The sequence below is a fragment of the Actinomadura sp. ATCC 39365 genome, from assembly GCF_054392275.1.
Map to the genome: position 1 here is coordinate 8,188,274 of NZ_CP184335.1, position 19,074 is coordinate 8,207,347.

General features: G+C 73.0%; 12 protein-coding genes. 5 read left to right on the forward strand and 7 right to left on the reverse strand.

From position 1 onward, the window contains the following. Window positions 1-71: 71 nt before the first annotated feature. The 3 genes from ACNF49_RS39590 to ACNF49_RS39600 all read left to right on the forward strand — a co-directional run bounded on the left by ACNF49_RS39590 (window position 72) and on the right by ACNF49_RS39600 (window position 9,206). Entirely contained in the window at window positions 72-3,929 is a 3,858-nt protein-coding gene (locus ACNF49_RS39590) for a CHAT domain-containing protein (protein ID WP_482940894.1), read from the forward strand. Between the two features lie 13 nt (window positions 3,930-3,942). Beyond that, window positions 3,943-6,843 (forward strand): AAA family ATPase, encoded by a 2,901-nt coding sequence (locus tag ACNF49_RS39595; RefSeq protein WP_482940895.1) that lies wholly within the window; start codon window positions 3,943-3,945, stop codon window positions 6,841-6,843. 257 nt (window positions 6,844-7,100) lie between these two features. Continuing rightward, window positions 7,101-9,206, forward strand: a complete 2,106-nt coding sequence (locus ACNF49_RS39600; protein WP_482940896.1) for a prolyl oligopeptidase family serine peptidase — start codon at window positions 7,101-7,103, stop codon at window positions 9,204-9,206. Here ACNF49_RS39600 and ACNF49_RS39605 read toward each other — a convergent pair. From ACNF49_RS39605 to ACNF49_RS39625, 5 genes are all read right to left on the reverse strand, one after another. Next, complete coding sequence (locus ACNF49_RS39605) at window positions 9,198-9,839, reverse strand: GNAT family N-acetyltransferase (protein ID WP_482940897.1); 642 nt, start codon at window positions 9,837-9,839, stop codon at window positions 9,198-9,200. The genes ACNF49_RS39600 and ACNF49_RS39605 overlap by 9 nt on opposite strands. Before the next feature lie 110 nt (window positions 9,840-9,949). Continuing rightward, window positions 9,950-10,714 (reverse strand): ABC transporter permease, encoded by a 765-nt coding sequence (locus ACNF49_RS39610; RefSeq protein ID WP_482940898.1) that lies wholly within the window; start codon window positions 10,712-10,714, stop codon window positions 9,950-9,952. Next, window positions 10,711-12,267, reverse strand: a complete 1,557-nt coding sequence (locus ACNF49_RS39615) for a DUF1349 domain-containing protein (RefSeq protein WP_482940899.1) — start codon at window positions 12,265-12,267, stop codon at window positions 10,711-10,713. Before ACNF49_RS39615 ends, ACNF49_RS39610 begins: the two co-directional genes overlap by 4 nt. Further along, the gene (locus ACNF49_RS39620; protein ID WP_482940900.1) at window positions 12,264-13,181 is read right to left on the reverse strand and encodes an ATP-binding cassette domain-containing protein; all 918 of its coding nucleotides are present in this window, start codon (window positions 13,179-13,181) and stop codon (window positions 12,264-12,266) included. The genes ACNF49_RS39615 and ACNF49_RS39620 overlap by 4 nt, the downstream gene beginning before the upstream one ends. Window positions 13,182-13,264: 83 nt before the next feature. Beyond that, window positions 13,265-14,281: an ArsR/SmtB family transcription factor gene (locus tag ACNF49_RS39625; RefSeq protein WP_482940901.1), complete on the reverse strand. Its 1,017-nt coding sequence runs from the start codon at window positions 14,279-14,281 to the stop codon at window positions 13,265-13,267. A 57-nt stretch (window positions 14,282-14,338) separates the two neighbouring features. Between ACNF49_RS39625 and ACNF49_RS39630 the strand changes: the two genes are divergently transcribed. Then, on the forward strand, window positions 14,339-15,562 hold the full coding sequence (locus ACNF49_RS39630) for an MFS transporter (protein WP_482940902.1): 1,224 nt from the start codon (window positions 14,339-14,341) through the stop codon (window positions 15,560-15,562). A gap of 156 nt (window positions 15,563-15,718) precedes the next feature. Here ACNF49_RS39630 and ACNF49_RS39635 read toward each other — a convergent pair whose 3' ends face one another. After that, window positions 15,719-16,594, reverse strand: a complete 876-nt coding sequence (locus ACNF49_RS39635; protein WP_482940903.1) for a TetR/AcrR family transcriptional regulator — start codon at window positions 16,592-16,594, stop codon at window positions 15,719-15,721. Window positions 16,595-16,657: 63 nt separating this feature from the next. Here ACNF49_RS39635 and ACNF49_RS39640 point away from each other — a divergent pair, with 63 nt between their 5' ends. Next, on the forward strand, window positions 16,658-18,373 hold the full coding sequence (locus ACNF49_RS39640; protein ID WP_482940904.1) for a right-handed parallel beta-helix repeat-containing protein: 1,716 nt from the start codon (window positions 16,658-16,660) through the stop codon (window positions 18,371-18,373). Window positions 18,374-18,462: 89 nt separating this feature from the next. Here the strand turns inward: ACNF49_RS39640 and ACNF49_RS39645 are convergent, their stop codons facing one another. Then, the gene (locus ACNF49_RS39645) at window positions 18,463-18,786 is read right to left on the reverse strand and encodes a carboxymuconolactone decarboxylase family protein (RefSeq protein WP_482940905.1); all 324 of its coding nucleotides are present in this window, start codon (window positions 18,784-18,786) and stop codon (window positions 18,463-18,465) included. Window positions 18,787-19,074 lie beyond the last annotated feature (288 nt).

A 19,074-nucleotide genomic window follows, 5' to 3' on the forward strand; every position in this document is an offset into this window, starting at 1 on the left:
AAAGCGAAGCGCAGGAGAGCGCCCCGATGCGACGAGGATCGCCTCGGCCCGGCCCCGGCGGGAGGACACCGATGCTTCGACGCAGCCGAGCCGTCCGAGCCGCCCGGCACGCGGTGTGGGTCATCCGCGAGCACCCGTCGAGCCAGGACCTCCAGCAGCTCGACGAGGCGCTCGCGGCGCTCAGGGACGCCCTCGACCGGCTGCCCGACGACCATCCCGAACGGGCGGAGTGGCTGTCGGCGCTCGGCGACGGGCTGTCGATGCGGTTCGACCACATAGGACGGATCGAGGACATCGAGGACTCGCTCACCGCCCACCGTGACGTCGTGCGGCTGGCCGGGGGCGCCGACGCCGGGGCGGTGGCCCGGCTGAGCCGCGCCGCGGCGCTGCTGAACACCTACGACCTGCACCACCCGGACCACAGCATGGCGGCGGAGAACCGCGAAGTGCTGGCGGAGGCGGTCGCCCTGCTGCGCGAGCTGCGCGACGGCCCGGAGCTGGATCCCGAGCTGCGCGACTCGGCGATGGCCAACCTGGTCCTGGCGCTGGAGAGGCAGGCCGAGCTCGACCCGGAGCGGCTCAGGGAGTACCAGGACGAGACCCACGCGATCCTGAGCCGGCTGGTGGCCGAGACCGACCCCGGCCACACCTACTACCTGTCGCGGGTGGTAAAGCTGGCCATGCTGCTCGCCCGGCGACCGGACCTGCCCGGCCGCAACCGGCGCCTGCGCGACCTGCTGGAGATCGTGCGGCGGCGCTTCCCCACGGCTTCGGAGCTGGAGCGGCGCAGCATCAGGGCGGGGCTCGGCTGGCTGCTCGACCACGGCATCGAGGTCTCGGAGCAGGTCTTCACGGCGGACCGGCTCATCCCCCACATCCGCGAGCAGCTGACGCTGCTGCCGCCCGAGCACGCCCTCCGGACCGCCCACCTGGTCGAGATCGCCTACCACGCCTCGATCATCGCGATGATGTCGGGCCGGCTCACGCTGCTCGACGAGGTCATCGCGGCCATGCGGGCGAGCCTGGCCGGCCTGCCCGCCGGGCACCCCGCGCACGGCGAGCTGCTGTCCGCGCTGGGCACCGCGATGGGACGCAGGATGCAGGCGACGGGGTCCGCCGCCGACCTCCAGGCGACCCAGGACCTGCTCCTGGCGGGCGTCGAGCGCCTGCCCGAGGGCGACCCGGAGCGCGGCCTGCACCTGGCCAACCTCGCCAACACCTACTTGATCGCGTACCGGATCACCGGGCGCGAGGAGCACCTGGAGGAGTGCCTGCGGCTGTGCCGGGAGGGGGTGGCGGCGACGCCGCCCGACCACGCCAACCGCGGCATGGCCCTGACCGGCCTCGGCAGCGCCCTGCACGCCGCCTTCGAGCGCCGGCATCGCGAGCAGGACATCGACGCCGCGATCAGGGCGCACTCCGAGGCGGTGCGGGCCACCCCCGACCATCACTACGACGCCGCGCTCTACCGGGCCAACCTGGGCGGCTCCCTGCTCGCCCGGTTCGAGGACCTCGGGGTGGAGAAGGACCTGGACGACGCGATCGAGGCGCTGCGCGAGTGCGTGCGGCTGACCCCGCGCGAGCACTCGCTGCGCGGCTCCTACCTGTCCAACCTCGGCAGCGCCCTGTTCCGCCGCTACGTCCAGTACGACGACACGGCGGCGCTGGAGGAGGCGCGGCTGATCCTGCGCGAGTCCGTCGCCTCCGTGCCGAAGGAGACGCCGGACAGCGGCCTGGCCAGCCGGAACCTGGCCAACGCGCTCATGGTCCACGACCAGGCGGCGGCGTCCGGGGACGCGGTCGAGCTGCTCCGCGCCGCCCTGGCCAGGCTCGGCCGGACGCACGTGAGCCGGGCGGGCATGATGGCCAGCCTGGGGATGGCGCTGGTCGCGCGGGCCGAGGCGTCGCTGGTGACGGACGAGGAGCGGAAGGTCGCCCGCCTGCTCCTGCGGCTGGCGGGCGACGAGAGCCCGGCGCCGGCCGACGCCGACGCGCTGGCGCGGATGGTCCACGAGATGCGGGGCGGCCCCCAGCCGGCCCACGTGGCCGACGATCTCGACGAGGCCGTCGACATGTTGCGCGACGCGGTCGCCGCCGGGCCCGTCACGCACGCCGAGTATCCCCTGTGGCTCTCGATGCTCGGCCTCAGCCTGTCGCTGAGGGCCAAGGCCACCGGCGAGCCGGCCCCGTACGCCGAGACGGTGCGCCTGCTGCGCGAGACGCTGGACCTGATCTCCCCCGGGCAGCCGCTCAGGGCCAGCGTGCTCAACCAGCTGGCCCTGCTGCTCGACCGGTGGGCCGACGACGAGCCGGCCGACGCGCGGCGCCTGCGTGCGGAGGCGATCGAGGCGTTGCGCGAGAGCACGGCCGTCGAGGCGGCCCCGGCGACCACCCGCGCGGGCGCGGCCCGGTTCTGGGGGCGGCTCGCCGCGGGCCGGCGGGATTTCGCGCTGGCCGTGCAGGGGTTCGCGATCATGGTCCGGCTGCTGGAGGCGATGGCCTGGCGCGGCCTGAACCGCGGCGACCAGGAGCGGCTGCTGGCGGAGTTCCAGGGGGCGGCGAGCGACGCGGCCGCCTGCGCGCTGGAGACCGGCGACGCCCGCCTGGCCGTCGAGCTGCTGGAGCAGGGCCGGGGCGTGCTGCTGGCGCAGGCGCTCGACGCCCGGGCCGACCGGGACCGGCTGGCCCGGGAGCTGCCCGAACTGGCCGGGCGCCTCGCGGAGGTCCATGCCGAGCTCGACGCCCGCTCCGCCGACATGGACCGCCGGCACCTCGCGGCCCGGCGGCGCGCCGCGCTGGTGGCGGAGATCCGCCGGCAGCCGGGGTTCGAGGACTTCCAGCGGTCGATGGACTTCGGGCGGCTGGCGGCGGCCGCCTCGGACGGCCCCGTGGTCGTGGTCAACGTCAGCCCCTACCGCTGCGACGCGCTCGTCGTCGAGGCCGGGGAGGTGACCGTCGTGCCGCTGCCCCGCCTGACGGCGGAGGCGGCCGAGGCCCAGGTGACCGGACTCACCGAGGCGATCGACGCGCTCGGCGGTGCGGCGGAGGAGTTCGAGGAACGGCTGACCGCCCGGCAGACCGTCCAGGACACCCTGCGCTGGACCTGGGACGCCATCACCGAGCCGGTGCTCGACCGGCTGCCCGGCGCGCGGCGGGTGTGGTGGTGCCCGACCGGGCCGGCGGTCTTCCTGCCGCTGCACGCCTCCGGCGACCACCGCACCCGGCACGACGCCCGGCCGAGCACGGTGATGGACCGCGTGGTGTCCTCCTACACGCCGACCGTGCGCGCGCTGGCCCACGTCCGCGCGCTGCCGCCGCCCGTCTCGCGGCCCGACGGCCGGCCGCTGGTCGTGTCCATGCCGGTGACGCCGGACGCGGCCGACCTGCCGGGCGCGGCCCGCGAGGAGGAGATCTTCCTCGGCTGCTTCCCCGGCGCCCGCCTGCTGCGCGGCGCGAGCGCCACCCGCAAGGCCGTGCTCACCGTGCTGCGGGCCAGCCCCTGGGCGCACTTCGCCTGCCACGGGGCGCAGGACACGGCCAGCCCGTTTCACGCCTGGCTGGTGCTCCAGGACGGGCCCCTGACGGTTCGCGACCTGGCCGCGCTCGACCTGTCCGACCACGCGCGGCTGGCGTTCCTGTCCGGCTGCGACACCTCGCGCGGCGACGAGCGGCTCTCCGACGAGGCGATCACGCTGTCGTCGGCCGTGCACCTGGCCGGGTACCGCCACGTGATCGGCGCGCAGTGGCAGCTGGAGGACGGCACGGCGCCCGACGTCGCGGCCCGCGTCTACCGGCGGCTGGGCGACGGGCAGGGCGGCCTGGACCCGTCCGGCACGGCTCGAGCGCTCCACGAGGCCGTGCTGGAGCTGCGCGAGCGGATGCCGTACGCGCCGCTCGTCTGGGCGTTGTTCACTCATACCGGACCCTGAGCGGGAGGCCCCTGTGAAGTTCCTGCGGTCGTTGGCGGTGCCCGCTCTCGCGTTCGCGTTCTACCTGCTGTTCAGCGGCGAATGGCGCAACGTGGGGACCTGGGTCGGCACGGCGGTCACCTGGCTGCTCGGCGTGCCGTGGGCGCTGGTCCTGGCGGTGAGCCTTCCGCTGATCTTCGTCGGGCTGGCGATCAGGATGCTGGCGGGCGGCCTGCAACAGCTCGCCGCCAACCAGCCTAAACAGGGGCAGACCCTCGGCCGGCCGGCGGAGAAACCGGACGAGCGCTTCGACCGGCTCGGCGGGCTCGACGAAGTGAAGGCACAGCTCGAACCGGTCGTGGCCTGGCTGCGCAAGCCGCACGGCAAGCTGGGCGCGGACGTGCCCCGCGCGGTCCTCGTCACCGGGCCGTCCGGATGCGGCAAGACCGTCCTCGCCCGGGCCGTCGCCGGTGAGGCGAACGTCCGCCTGTACGCCTACTCGGGCGCCGAGTTCCACGAGATCCTCATCGGCATGGGCTCCAGCCGGATGCGACAGGCCTTCCAGGAGGCGAGCAGGAGCGCCGGGAGCGGCAGCCCGGTCGTCGTCTTCATCGACCAGATCGACCTGATCGCCGTCGAGCGCAGCAGCGAGCCCGGCTCCGGCGTCGGCGGCGAGTCCGAGGCCCACCGCACGATGGCGCAGCTGATGACGGCCATGGACGACCTCGGCGCCAACGGCAGGGTCTACGTCATCGCGGCCACCAGCAGGCCCCGGGTGATCGACCGGGCGCTGTTCGCCCCGGCCCGCTTCGGCCTGCGCATCGACCTGGAGCCGCCGGACGAGGCGCAGCGCGCCGACATCCTGCGGTTGCTGCTGGCCGAGCACGACCTCACCGCGGCGGTGGACCTCAAGGCCATCGCCGCGGGGGTCGCCGGGTTCACCGGCGCCGAGCTGCGGCAGCTCGTCCACTGGGCGGCCGCCGCCGCGAGCGCCCGCGCGGCCACGCGGCTGACGCTGGACGACTTCATCGACGCCAAGACGCGCATCCTGCCGCGCGTGGACCTGCGCGACCCGCCCGACATCGTGCGGCACCTGGACAGCAGGATCGAGGGCCAGCGCACCGCCAAGGAGCGGCTGGCCGTCGCGGTCGGCAACCACTACCTGCGGCTGACGATGGCCAACCGGTTCGAGGCGCCGCCGGTGGCCATCCGCAAGGCGAACGTGATGATGCTCGGCCCGACGGGCACCGGCAAGACGATGCTGGTCGAGACCATCGCCCGCCTCCTCGACGTGCCGTTCGTCATCACCAACGCGACCGTGCTGAGCAGCACCGGCTACGGCGGGACGACGGTGGAGAAGATGCTCTACCGGCTGCTGATCGCCAGCTCCTTCAACCTGCGCCGGGCGGAGTACGGCATCGTCTGCGTCGACGAGTTCGACAAGCTCGCCCTCGGGCACGGCGAGCGCAGCAGAGCCTCCAGCGGGGCCGTGCAGCAGGAGCTGCTCAAGCTCGTCGAGGGGTCGGTGGTGGACGTGCCCAAGGGCGGCTCGGAGCTGTCGGCCAATCTCGACTTCTACCAGTTCGACACCAAGAACGTGCTCTTCGTGTGCCTCGGCGCCTTCAACGGACTCGCCGAGCACGTGGCCCGCAGGCTCAGCCTGCCCGAGAACGCCCTGGGCGACCGGGCCGCGCTCATGGACCACATCCTGCCCGAGGACGTCATCGAGTACGGTTTCCTGCCCGAGCTGGTCGGCCGCTTCCCGGTGATCACCGCCACGCTCCCCCTCGGCCACGCCGAGCTGGTCAAGATCCTGCAGAACGAGCACAACGGCCTCACCCACGAGTACGCCGAACTGCTGGCCCTCCAGGGCAGGAAGGGCACGGTCTTCACCCAGGACGGCGTCGAGCGCGTCGCCGAGGAGGCGCTCCTGCGCGGCGTCGGGGCGCGCGGGCTGCGCGGCGTCCTGGAGAACGCGCTGGCCGCCACGATGTTCGAGCGGCCCGAGCCCGGCGCGCCGCCGCTGATCGTCGACGCGGCGCTGGTGGGCAGGGGGCTGAACACCGCCGCCCTGGTCTCCCCGTCCGCCGGCGGCCGCCCGCTGACGCCGCACCAGGTGGCGAGGAAGCTCGGCGACCTGCTGCCGGGGGCCGTCCGCGCCAGGGAGACCCTGGCGGTGGTCAGCAGCAGGCACTACGGCTCTCCCGGCGGCGACGCCGCCCGCCAGTGCGTCGTCCTGGTCGACCCGCGCACCGGCCAGCGCACCGCCCTGGTCAGGGCGCTGGCCGAGGTCTGGGACGTGCCATGGGCGGTGCTGGACGGGGCCGCGCTGACCGCGGGCGACGCGGAGGCGGTCAACGAAGGCGGCGGGCAGCCGTGGTGGGTGACGGAGATCGTCGAGGAGCTGGTCTCCCGCTCCTCGGGCCGGCCGGCGGCGATCCACCGGGGTGTCGTGCTGGTGGACGGCGTCGACGTCCTGCTCGGCGGGCACTCGGGGCGGGCGCTGACGGGCGTGGTCAGGCCCCTCGTCGAGGGCCGTCCCCTGCCCGGCGGCTTCCCCACCGACCGGCTGCTGGTCGTGCTCGCAGGCGCCTTTCCGCCGCCCGGGGAGGACGACGGCCGTGCCGACGCCGCCGGGGTGGCCGAGGAGGTCACGGCGCACTACCCGATGCCCGCCTGGCTCGCCGACCGCGCGGTGCTCGCGGTCACCGATCTGACGCACGACCATGAGGGGCTGCTCGACTTCATCCGCCGCCAGGACCACGAGATCCGCCGCAAGTACCAGCCCATCCTCGACTCGCGGCACCAGGTCGTCCCGGTGAGCGCCGAGCTGCACGAGGACCTGGCCCGCCGCGCCGAGCGGGAGGGCTGGCGGCTGGCCGACATCCCCGCCCACCTGGAGAGCGCCCTGCTGCGCAACCTCGGGGAGCCGTAGCCCACCCGCCGCGCCCCCGGCTGTCGGCCGAGCAGGGGCCCGGACGTGCTTGAGTCGCCTCAAGCTCTTCAGGCAGTCGTCCCGACGGGATCGGCCAGTAACGGCCCACCTGCTGCCACTCGGCCTGCGGCACAGGCCAGGCCAGGGCGGATGTGGCCGCGTCGTCGACTCGCATGGCCGAGCGCGACGGCACGGGGCGATCTCGGTCGCCCTCACCAGCTCATCCGGCTTCGCGAGCGTCGCCTATGATCATGCGGATGACCGACATCAGCGGGCCCCCGGTCGCCCGAGTGGACGTGGTGCGCGACGTTCACCACGGCATCACGCTCGACGATGCCTACCGGTGGATGGAGGCGGACGGCCAGGAGTTCCACCGCTGGCTCGACGGCCAGGCAGGACATGCCCGCGAGCAACTGGACACCCTGCCCCGCCGGGAGGAGCTGCTGACCCGGATCCGCGAGCTGGGCGGCGCGCTCCCGCAGTACTCGCACTTCACGCCGGCGGGCGACAGGATCTTCTACCTGGCGCGCGAACCAGGCGCCGGCGTACTCGTGCTGATGGTGCGTGAGCCCGAGGGAGCGAGCAGGGTCCTGTTCGACCCGGACACCGTGCCCGGCGCGGCGCACCACGCCATCGCCTGGTACGTGCCCTCTCCCGACGGCCGCCACGTCGCCTGCGCCGTCTTCCCGTCCGGGTCGGAGGAAAGCACGATCCAGGTCATTGACGTCGGCTCCGGCGCCGTCCTGGAGACGATCCCGCCCACGACGCGCTTCGCCTTCCTGAGCTGGCTGGAGGACGGCCGGTCGTTCGTCTACCACCGCTTCGCGGCTCCTCCGGCGGGCGCTCCGCCCGAGGAGCGCCGTCTGGACAGCCGATCCTTCCTGCATCGGCTGGGCACCGACCCGGCGCGGGACGAGGTCGTGCTGGCGCGCGGGCTCAACCCCCACGTCGAGCTGACCCCGCAGGATCGGCCCTTCCTTGTGGTGCCGCCGCGCGGTGAGTGGATGCTGGCGATCGTCTCCCGCGGCGCACTCGGCCCCTGGACCAGCGAGCAGTTGAGCGACTGCTCGCTGTACGTGGCGCCACGAGCCGGGCTCGCCGATCCGGCCACCTGCCCGTGGCGGAAGGCAGCGGACGTGGCGGACGGTGTGACCGCCTTCGCCACCAGCCACGACACCCTCTATCTGGTCTCCCATCGGGACGCGCCCCGCTCCCACGTGCTCGCCGTTCCGTTTGCCGTACCGGATCTGTCCCGAGCCCGGGTGGTCGTGCCCGCGGGTGAGCGCGTGGTGGAGGCGGTGCGCGTCGTCGGCGACCGGCTGCTGGTGCGCGATCTCGACGGTGGCGTCCATCGGGTACGGCAAGCGCCCCTGTCCGGCGGCGAGCCCGCCGACCTCCCAATGCCGGTGGAGGGCGCCGTCTGGGAGTTGACCACCCACCCGGAACGGCCCGAGGCCCTGCTGCTGGCGACCGGTTGGACAGACGCGCCGCGGCTCTACCGCTACGACGGCGAAACCCTCCAGGACACCGGCCTGGCGCCCCGCTCACCGGTCGACTTCGGCGACGTGCACGCCCGCACCCTGCACGTGCCCGCGAGGGACGGCACACCGATCCCGCTCACCGTCATCCACCACAAGGACGTGGTGCTGGACGGCGACAACCCGGTCCTGCTCACCGGCTACGGCTCCCATGGCATGTCCGAGCTGCCGGAGTTCCGTCCGGAGATGCTCGCCTGGTACGAGCGTGGCGGCGTCTACGCCGTGGCGCACCTGCGCGGTGGCGGCGCCTTTGGCCGGGAGTGGCACGAGGCCGGGCGTGGCCTGCGCAAGGAGGCCACCATCACGGACTTCATCGACTGCGCCGAGCACCTCATCGCCCTGGGCTACACCCGGCAGGGACGGCTGGCGGGCGAGGGCGTCAGCGCCGGCGGCATCCCCACTGGCGGCGCGCTGGTGCGCCGGCCGGAACTGTGGGCCGCCATGGTGATGCAGGTGCCGACGGTCAACGCCACACGGACCGAGTTCAGCGAGAACGGGCCGATCCACGTGCCGGAGTTCGGCAGCGTCACCACCGAGGAGGGCCTGCGCGGTCTGCTGATCGCCGATGCCTACCTGCGGGTCGAGGACGGCGTCCCGTACCCGGCGGTGCTGCTGACCACCGGACGTCGCGACGCGCGGGTGCCGCCGTGGCAGCCGGCGAAGCTGGCCGCCCGCCTGCAGGCGGCCAGCGCCTCCGGCCGGCCGGTGCTGCTGCGTGTCGAGGAGCACGGCGGTCACGGCGCCGGCTCGACCCGAGAGCAGGAACATGCCCTGCTCGCCGACGTGCTGGCCTTCCTGTTGCACGCCTTCGAGGCGTCACGATGAGTACGACTGAGCAGTGGGCCCTTCGTCATGTCGCGGCGGGCGCAGGTCCAGGATCATGTCGAACGACTGTGCGCCGTCACTTCCGGTGAAGGAGCCGACCAGCTGGAAGCCGTGCTTCTCGTAGTAGCGAACGGCGCGTGGGTTGTCGACGAGAACGCCGCCGAACAAAATGATTCTCGTCCTGCCGAAATGCCGTGCGATGTCCGCGATGAGCGGGAAGATCTGCGTTCCCACCCCTCTCCCCTGGTGGTCGTCGGCCAGAGTGGGCCCGAAGCGGCAGTCCGTCGCCGCCAGGGGGATGCCGGCCTCCTGGTAGCGGGCGATGTCCGACGGGTGGAGCTCCAGACTGAATTCGACGAGTCCGACGATCCTGCCGGACGGCACGTCCTCAAGCACCAGCCTGAGCTTGTCGTAGCGCGCGATCGCGTCACACAGCTGCCGGGCAGCCTCGAGGTCGTACCCGTCGAAGGTGCTCAGTCGCCGCGATTCGGCCGACAGCCCCTCCAGGAAGGTTGCAAGACGCTCCGCGTCAGTGTGCATCAGCGGTCGGAAGACGACCTCCGAACCGTCCTTCAGGTTCAGGCGACGCGTCAGGACGAGCGGGTCTTCGGCGACCGCCGCCAGCGTGAGCACTTCAGCAATCCCTTCTCCTCGAACCTTGGTGGCGCGAACCTACTGGTCACCGACCTTCGCCGGCAACGCACCGGCGAGTGCTGCGGTGCCGGCGGTGATCCGACTGACGGCTATGCGTCGCGCATCCGTAGGAGCAGCCCGCCGCCCAGGAGCGCCGCGGTGGCCCATGCGGCGAGTACGCTCAGGCCGGCCCATGGGCTGAGGGGGAGGCCGGCGAGATTGGTGGTGGCCTGGACGGCGAGCCCGGCGTTCATCGGGGAGATCTGCCAGAGAAGCCGCTGCCAGTCATCGTCGGCGATCATGAGGATGAGGGCGGGGAAGAGATAGAGCAGGCCGAGCACGACCCCGATGGCGGTGGCGGAGTCCCGTACGGCGGTGGCGACCCCCAGGCTGAACAGGGCGATCAGCGCCAGGTAGAGGACCGAGCCGACGGCGGCGCGCAGCATGGGACCGCTGGTGAGGAGGAGCATGTCGGCGGGGAATCCGTTGTCGAGCAGAACAGGCCGCGCGGCCAGCGCGGAGGCGAGCACGGCGACGCTCCCGGCGATCAGGGTCAAGCCGGTCAGAACGATCGCCTTCGCGGCCAGGACGCCGGTCCGGCGCGGCATGGCGGTCAGGGTGAGGCTGATCATGCCGGTGCCGTATTCGCCGGTGATCGCCGGCACGGCCAGGATGGCGACGACCGCCTGGCTCACCTGGACCCCGAACAGGCCGATCTTGGCGGGGTCGTAGCCGCAACCTTCCGCGGCACAGGACACGACGGCGCAGGCCGCGACGCTGACGGCGACGGTCAGCACCACGATCGCGAGCAGCAGCCAGCCGGTGCCGGCCTGGGTACGGAGTTTCGTCCACTCCGCATGCAGGTGCTCTCTCATGCGTCCCTCCCGCGGAGTCGAAGGACGGCCGAGCCGAGGGCGAGCGCGGTATAGCCGGCCAGCACGGCCAGGCCGGCCCACGGCGGCAGCGGGTGGAACCCGGCGATGGGCGCGTAGTGGCCGAGCACGTGCGCGTACTGCGGGACGCTCTGCTGGATGGCGAAGCCGGCCGCCGGGGTGAGGCGCAGCAGCCATTGCGCCGCGCTGTCGGGCAGGACCGAGGTGGTGGCGAGGACGTGCGGGACCACGATCACCGCGATGGCGGTGATGACCGCCGCGACGCTGCGCCGCAGCAGCGCGCCGAGGGCGAGGGCGAGCACGGCGGCCAGCGCGAACAGCGCCGCCATGCCGACCACGATGCGCACCTGGGTGAGCGGGGACACCGGGAGAACGGCGTTGCCGTTGTCGCGCAGGATCCGCCCGCCGACCGTGAACGTGATCGCGGTGGCAGGCAGGGCGGCGGCGAAGGTGACCAGGCCGAGCGCCAGCGCCTTGGCCGCCAGCGTCCGGCCGCGGCGCGGGCCGGCCAGCAGGGTCGTCCGGATCAGGCCGTGCCGGTACTCGGCGGTGATGAACATGACCGCCACCACGATCACGAGAATCAGGCCGGTCAGCGCGCTGCTGAGGGGACGTTCGGGGGTCGCGCCCTCGATGGTCGGCGCGATGTCGCCGACGCCGGTGACGGAGAAGGTGCCGCCGGACCGGCCGGCGCGGCCCGGGTGGTGCTCGGCCCCGTCGGGCGCGATGGTGACGCCGATGTCGTCGTTGCGCCACGAGCCGGGCGTGTTGCCCTGCAGCTCGACCTGGTCGAACTCGCCGGTGGCTTCGGTGAAGCGGGCCGCCGCGACGGACCCGCCGAGATCCCCCTGCGTGACCGTCAGATCCCCTGGGGAGGTTGCGAACAGCCCGACCTGTACGGTCTGCGGTAGTCCGGCCAGGGTTGCGGTGCCGATCTGGGTCCAGTTCGTGCCGTCGGCGGACTCGTACCCGGTGACGGTGTCGCCGGCGCGGGTCAGCCGCAGCCGGCGCGGCGATTCCCGGGAGACGCCGCCCGGCCGGCCGGCCGTGTCGTGGGTGAAGTTGTGCTGCATCCGCACGCCGTGCGCGCCGGTCATCATCACCGCCGCGTAGGCGGAGCCCTGCTCGGTGCTCTCCTTGATCATGACGCCGGCCTTCGCCCACGGCACCAGGCCGGGAACCACGTTGCGCTGCCCCGGGCTGACGTCGGGCTTACGGATCTGGCCGGTCATGGAGGTGAGGCGGACGGTGATGCTGCCGTCCCCGGCCAGCGGCCGGTGCACGAAGTAGAACTTGTCGTCCACCGCTTCGCCGCCCGGACCCACCAGCGGCGGCGGGCAGGCGACCTCGACCGGACCGGAGTTGCAGGAGGCGTGGCTGCTGGCGGCCGACAGCAGCCCGAGCAGCACGGTGACCAGCGCCGCCGCGGTCATGGCGACAACCCAGCCGCGTACCGTCCTGAATTTGATCCACTCGGAGCGCAGCAGACGCCCGAAGCCCCCGCGCCCGGCGGGGCGTTGAGAGCGAGTGCTCATCGAGCCGTCCCCCGGTATTCGACCGCATCGGCGGTGAGGTCCATGTATGCCTGCTCCAGCGTCACCCGGTGCGCCGCCACCTCGGAGAACCGCACCCCGCCCGCGTTGAGTACCGCCACGATGTGCTCCGGCGGCAGCCCTGAGACGGCGATCGTGTCGCGATCGGTCACGGCCATCGTGGCGCCGGCCTGGCCCAGCACCGACATCGCCGCCGCGCGCGCCGTCGTACGCAGGGTGACCCGGCCGCGGGAGGCGGTCGTGATGAGATCGGCCACGCTGGTGTCGGCGATGACGCGGCCCTTGCCCACCACCACGAGATGGTCGGCGGTGTCCTCCAGTTCGCTCATCAGATGGCTGGACACCAGCACGGCCCGCCCCTCACCGGCCAGCGACCGCAGGAAGCCGCGCATCCACACGATGCCCTCGGGATCCAGGCCGTTGACCGGCTCGTCCAGCATGAGCACCGGCGGGTCCCCGAGCAGCGCGGCCGCGATGCCGAGCCGCTGGCGCATGCCCAGCGAGAAGCCGCCCGCCCTGCGCCGGGCGGCGGACTGCATCCCCACCTGCTGGAGCACCTCCTCGACCCGCCTGCCGTCCAGGCCCTGGGAGTGGGCCAGCCACAGCAGGTGGTTGCGCGCGGTGCGGCTCGGCTGCAGCGCCCCGGCGTCCAGCAGCGCGCCGACGTGGGTGAGCGGGTTGCGCAGGCTGGTGTACGGCCGTCCGCCGATCAGCGCGTGGCCCTCATCGGCCGCGTCCAGGCCGAGGATCACCCGCATCGTGGTGGACTTGCCCGCCCCGTTGGGGCCGACGAACCCGGTGACCTGGCCGGGCAGCACGGTGAACGACATGCCGTCCAGCGCCAGGGTCGGGCCGAACCGTTTGCGCAGCCCGCTGACTTCGATGGTTGCCTGCATGCGATCGGTTGTACGGACCCGGCCCTAACACGGGCCGAACAGAGGCTGTCACACCACTGTCAGGTCCGGCACGGCCACGCGGCTCAATAAGGGCCGGGGCGGGCGGCGTCCTCCGAGCCGCGGTCATCGCCGACGGCCCGGGGTCCTGATCCGGTGACGAGGGCGTCGCCGAGTTCCGAGCGCAGATAGAGGACCGAGCGGCCGTGGCGTGCGCTGGCGAGGAGGCCGGCGGCGCGGAGGGTGCGCAGGTGCTGGTTCACGGCCGAAGGAGTGACGCCCAGGCGGCCGGCGAGCTCGGTCGATGAGGCGGGGGTCTCGAGCATGGTGAGCAGCCCGGCCCGGGAGGCGCCCAGAAGGTCGGTGAGCACCGCCGGGGAGGGACGGGCCTCCGGCTGCCAGAGCGTGCCGACGCCCCGAGTGCCGTACGTGATCAAAGGGGGCTCGGACGGGGAGATGGGAACGGTGGCGGCCCGGCCGAAGAGGGTCGGGACCAGGGTGAGGCCCTCGCCGCTGGTGGAGCGCCGGTAGCGGGCGTCGCTGATCAGCCGCATGCGTAGGACGCCGTCCTGCAACTGAACGCGCTCGCTGAGGTCGGCGAACATCGCGGCCAGGCCGTGGGCCGAGATGACCTGGCCGCGGTGGACCACGTCGGCCTGCAGGACCGCGCGCATCCGGGGCCACCAGGGGGCGAAGCAGGTGCGCCAGTAGTCGCGCAGCGCGTCCAGGATGCGGGCGGACGGGTCGCCGCGCAGCGGCTCGGGCAGCCGGGGGTGGATGGCGCGCAGGTCGTCGAGCACCCGGTCCACCGGGACGCGGGCGACTGTGGCGAGTTCGTCGTCGATGCGGGTGAGCGGGGCGTGGGGGCGGGGTGACAGGTAGTCCGGTGTCCACATGTCGTCGTTGGTGAGCGCTTGCAGCAGGGGCACGTCCAGTGCGGATCGGGCCTGCTCCGTGCGGCGCAGCCAGGGCAGGTGCACGGGATAGCGCCCAGGGTCGCGGAACGTGCGCAACGACAGCGTGAGCTCGTTGAGCGGCGAGATGGCGAAGCGGACGTCGGCCACGTCCATCCCCGCGAGCTCGTACTCGATCAGCCCCGCCATGAAGCCATACGCTACATCAATTGGCGACAAAGGCCCTATCGCGGGATAAAGACCCCCGTGATCCAGACGTTCTTCCCCCATGACCGCGTCGCCCGCTCGCTGACCCTCAGCACGATGGCGTTCGCGCTCTCCAGCGGCGTCTTCTACACCGTCAGCACGCTGTACTTCACGCTCGTCATCGGGCTCAGCGCGACCACAGTGGGGCTCGGGCTGGGCATCGCGGGCGGCACCGGGGTGCTGGCCTCGTACGCGGGAGGGTGGCTGGCTGACCGGGTGGGCGCGCACCGCGTCCAGGCGGTGGCGACGGGGCTCAACGGGGTTGCGCTGCTCGCCTACACGTTCGTCTCCGACGCCGTCGTGTTCACCCTGATCGCCTGCCTGGCCGTGATCACGCGTTCGGTGGGGTCCTCGTCGAAACAGGCGATGCTGGCGCGGTGGTACACCGGGCCGGAGCGGGTCGCGGTTCGGGCCCGGATGCGCGTGGTCACGAACGTCTTCATCGGCCTGGGCACTGTGGCCGCCGCGGCGGCGCTCCTGATGAGCACCGCGTCGGCGTACCGTGTGGCGGTGGTCGCCGCCGGCGTCCTGCTGCTTGCGGCCACCGTGCCGCTGGCCGGGCTCGGGCGTCAGGTGCCGGAGCTCGCCGCCAGGATGACCGCCGTCAGGGAGCGCACCGCGTCCGCCGGGCCTTCGCCGCTCAGGGACCGTACGTACATCGCGAGCGTGGTGTGCAACACCGTGGTGGCCACGCAGTTCGGCCTGCTGACCGTCGGCATGCCGCTCTGGGTGGCCACCACCGACGCGCCCACCGCCATCGTCTCCGTGCTGCTCGTCCTCAACACCGTGGTCGTGGCCGCCCTCCAGGTGCGCGCCTCGCGCGGCACCGACGACGTGCGCAAGGCCGGGCGCACGGTCAGGCGCGCGTCATGGCTGCTCGCGACGGCATGCGGTCTGTACGCCCTGGCCGGCCACGGAAACGTGTTCGTCGCCTGCGTCCTGTTCGTCCTGGCCGCGTTCGCCCACACCATGGGTGAGATCCTGGGCGAGGCGGGCGGCTGGGGCATGGCCTTCGAACTGGCCGACCAGCGCAGCGCCGGCGCCTACCAGGGCCTCAGTCAGACCGGCTACGCGATCGCCGCCATGGTCTCCCCGATCCTCGCCACCACCGCCGTCGAACACGGCACCGCGGGCTGGGCCGGTCTGGCAGCCATCTTCGTCCTGGCCGGCGCGGGCGCCGCCGCGGTGGCCCGGCACGCAGCTGTGACGATCCCCGCCGCCTAGCGAGGTATGAAGCTGCGAGACCGGTAGGAGTCGATGATCGGGTGACCTGAACGCGGAAACCAGGGCTTGAGGCACCAGGACCCTGCGTCCGGGGAAGAGCCACGGGGTTTCCGCGTCGGTGGCTGTGTTCATGATCGCCCTGAACACCGGGTTGGGTCAGTCGGCCGACCTGCGCTTGCGGTAGGCGCGTTGCTGGCAGGCCCGCGCGCAGTAGACGCGAGGGCGGCCCGAGGGGGCGGTTTCCAGTGGGGTGCCACACTCGGGGCATCTTTCGTCACGGTTTTCGTCACGCTCTCGGATCAGCACCTCGACGCCGTCCAGGAGGCGGCGCAGGCCGAACGTGAAGGAGTCCTCCGGGTCGTCCCAGCCGCCCGTCTCCCACAGGCGCGAGAGGGCGGGATAGCGGTCGAGGCGTTCGTACAGGGAGTCGCGGGCGCCCCACCACTCCTGCTCGGACACGCCGCTGCGGCGTTCCTCGCGCCGGGTCTCGGCCAGGACCAGCGCCTCGGCGTCCACGAACCGGCCGAGCAGGCCGACCACCGCGACCACCTCGGACGGCCGCAGCGCGGTGCCGGTCAGCGCGCCGAGCATGCGGTCGTAGTGGGCGACCGCGTTCGGGCCCGGCAGGTGGCGGGAGCCGCGCACCTCGGCCAGCCAAGGGTGGCGCATGCGGAGCTCCCACGCCCGCCGGGCCGCCTCCTCCAGCCGCCCCCGCCAGCCGCCATCGGCGTCCGGGGCGGCGTCCGGGGCTGCGTCCCGGGCGGCGACGAGGGCTTCGCCCAGCACTTCGTCGCGCATCAGGTCCACGAGCTGGGCGCGGCCGGGTACATGGCGGTAGAGGGACATGGTCGTGAAGCCCAGCCGGTCGGCGACCTTGCGCATCGACAACCCTTCCAGGCCCTCGGCGTCGGCCAGCTCGACCGCGGCCCGCACGATCCGGCCCAGGCTGAGGCCGGGCCGCGGCTCCCGTTCCGCGTCCCGCCACAGCAGCTCGACCCCGTGGTCCGGGTCCCCCGCCACACCTCGCGCCATTGGCACCTCCCTCGTTTATGGTGTATTACTCCGTGTACGCCATAAACAGCAAAGGGGATACCTGTGTTCCACTTCCATGTCGCACCCGGCGGGGACGACTCCTGGCCCGGCTCCCTCGAACGCCCCTTCGCCACCCCCGGACGCGCCCGCGAGGCCGCCAGGGCGTCCGGCGGGGAGTCCGTCATCCACCTCAGGGGCGGCGTCCACGTGCTGGGCGAGCCGCTGGAGCTCACCGAGGCCGACTCGGGCACCGTCTACCAGGCGTACGGCCACGGCACCCCCGGCCAGGAGGACGCCGTGCTGAGCGGCGGCCGGACGATCACCGGCTGGCAGGTGCGCGACGGCGTCTGGCTGGCCGACGTCGGCGACCTGGAGACCCGCCAGCTCTACGTGGACGGCCGCCGCGCCGCCCGCGCCGGGATCGAGGGGCTGCCCGGTTCGTCCCCGGCCGCGACCGCCACGGGCTACGTCACCGACAGCGCCGCGCCGCTGGCCTGGACCAGCCCGCGCGACGTGGAGTTCGTCCACCGCGGCGTGTACCCGTGGACCGAGGGCCGCCTGCCCGTCGCGGACGTCGCCCGAGACGGCGACCGGACCGTGATCACCATGGCGACGCCCGCCTTCGGATGGGCCTCCGAGCTGTACAACTCCACCTGGGAGGGCACCACCTCCGCCGGGCCCGGCCTGCCCACCAGGATCGAGAACGACCCGAGCTTCCTGCGCGAGCCGGGCACGTTCGTGCTCGACCGCTCACGGCCGGGCCACCACGTGCTGCGCTACCTGCCCCGCCCCGGCGAGGACCCGGCCCGTACGCGGGTGGTCGCCCCGGCGCTGGAGACCCTGGTACGCGGGTCCGGCGCGCGGCGGGTGACCTTCCGCGGTCTGACGTTCGCCGAGGCGACCTGGTTGCGCCCGAGCCGTCCCGAGGGCTTCGTGCACTATCACGGCAGCGGCTTCTACGAGGGCGGCGGCGTCGGCGTGGCGGAGCTGGGCGAGGGTGCGTCCGTGACGTATCCCACGGCTTCCGTGACGATTCCCGCCTGCGTCGCGTTCGAGGACTGCTCGGACGTGGTGATCGACGGGTGCCGGTTCACCAGGCTGGGGGCGTCCGGGCTGGGGGTGTCCGGCGGCGAGGGGCACGTCGTGCGCGGCTGCGACTTCGACATGCTCTCGGCGGGGGCCGTCGTGGTGACGGGCAGCCGGGGCACGGTGATCGAGGACAACCTGGTACGCGGCGTCGGGCTCGAATATCCGGGATCGCCGGGGATCGCGGTGATGGGGACGTCCGGATGCGTCGTCGCGCACAACGAGGTCAGGGACGTGCCGCACTGCGGGATCACCGCCGGGCCCGGCGAGGGCACCCGGATCGTACGCAACCGGACCGTCGACACCATGCGGGTGCTGGCCGACGGCGGCGGCGTGTACGTGTCGGGGCCGCAGGGCGGTTCCCATGACGACGGGGCGCTGGTGCTGGGCAACGTCATCGAGGACACCCGCACGCCGTACAACTTCGGGCTCTACACCGACTACGGCGCCTCCTGGGTGCGGGTGGAGGAGAACGTCGTCGCGCGCGCCGACAACACGGCGGTCCTGCACGTGGGCCCGCCGCTGGAGAACGTCGTCTACCGGGGCAACTTCTGGGACGCCGACCCGCTCGGCCACGACGCCCCGCCACCCGGAGTCACGTACGAGGAGAACCGCACCATCAAGGACGAGCAGGAACTGATCGCCGCGACCACCGCCATCCGCGCCCAGGCGGGCCCGCGCCGCGCCCTCTGACGAACGGACGCCCGGCCGGGATCAGCCGTCCCGGCCGGGCCCGTCACGGTGGGCGGCGAGCCTGTGGCGGGGGCGTCCCGGAAGGCCGGTCAGCCGCCGCCGCGCTCGTCGGCGATCTTCTGCAGCAGGGTGATGGCGGTCATGGCGTTGGGCCAGCCCGTGTAGAAGGCCAGGTGGGTGATCGTCTCGGACAGCTCCTCGACGGTGAGCCCGTTGTCCAGGGCCACGTCGAGGTGGTGGCCGAGCTGCTCGCTCCGGTACAGGGCGGCCAGCACGCCGACGGTGACCATGCTGCGGTCGCGCGGCGAGGGCCCGGGACGTTCCCAGATGTCGCCGAACAGGACCTGGTCGGTGACCTCGACGAGCTTGGGCGCGATCTCCGCCGGCTCCTGCGGTGCGGACTGCGTGGGCATATGACGACTCCGGTTCCTGAAGTGATCGTTGACGGGCTCGGACACCCTTCTGCCCAACCCACGACGGCTCAGTGCCCCACTCGACACCCGCCGGAAGCACGGGGAAACCACCGGAGCCCACGCCCGATCCGCCGCAGCAGACCACCAGGCGCCCGCCCAGCCGCAGCCGCCGTCCCCGGTGGTGAACCCGTTCACCCGCATCCCGTCGATGTGCTGAGGCGCGGCCCGCGTCAGTCGGGCCGGGGTCGCGGGCCCCGTCCGAGAACGAGCCCGCAGCGGCTGACAAGC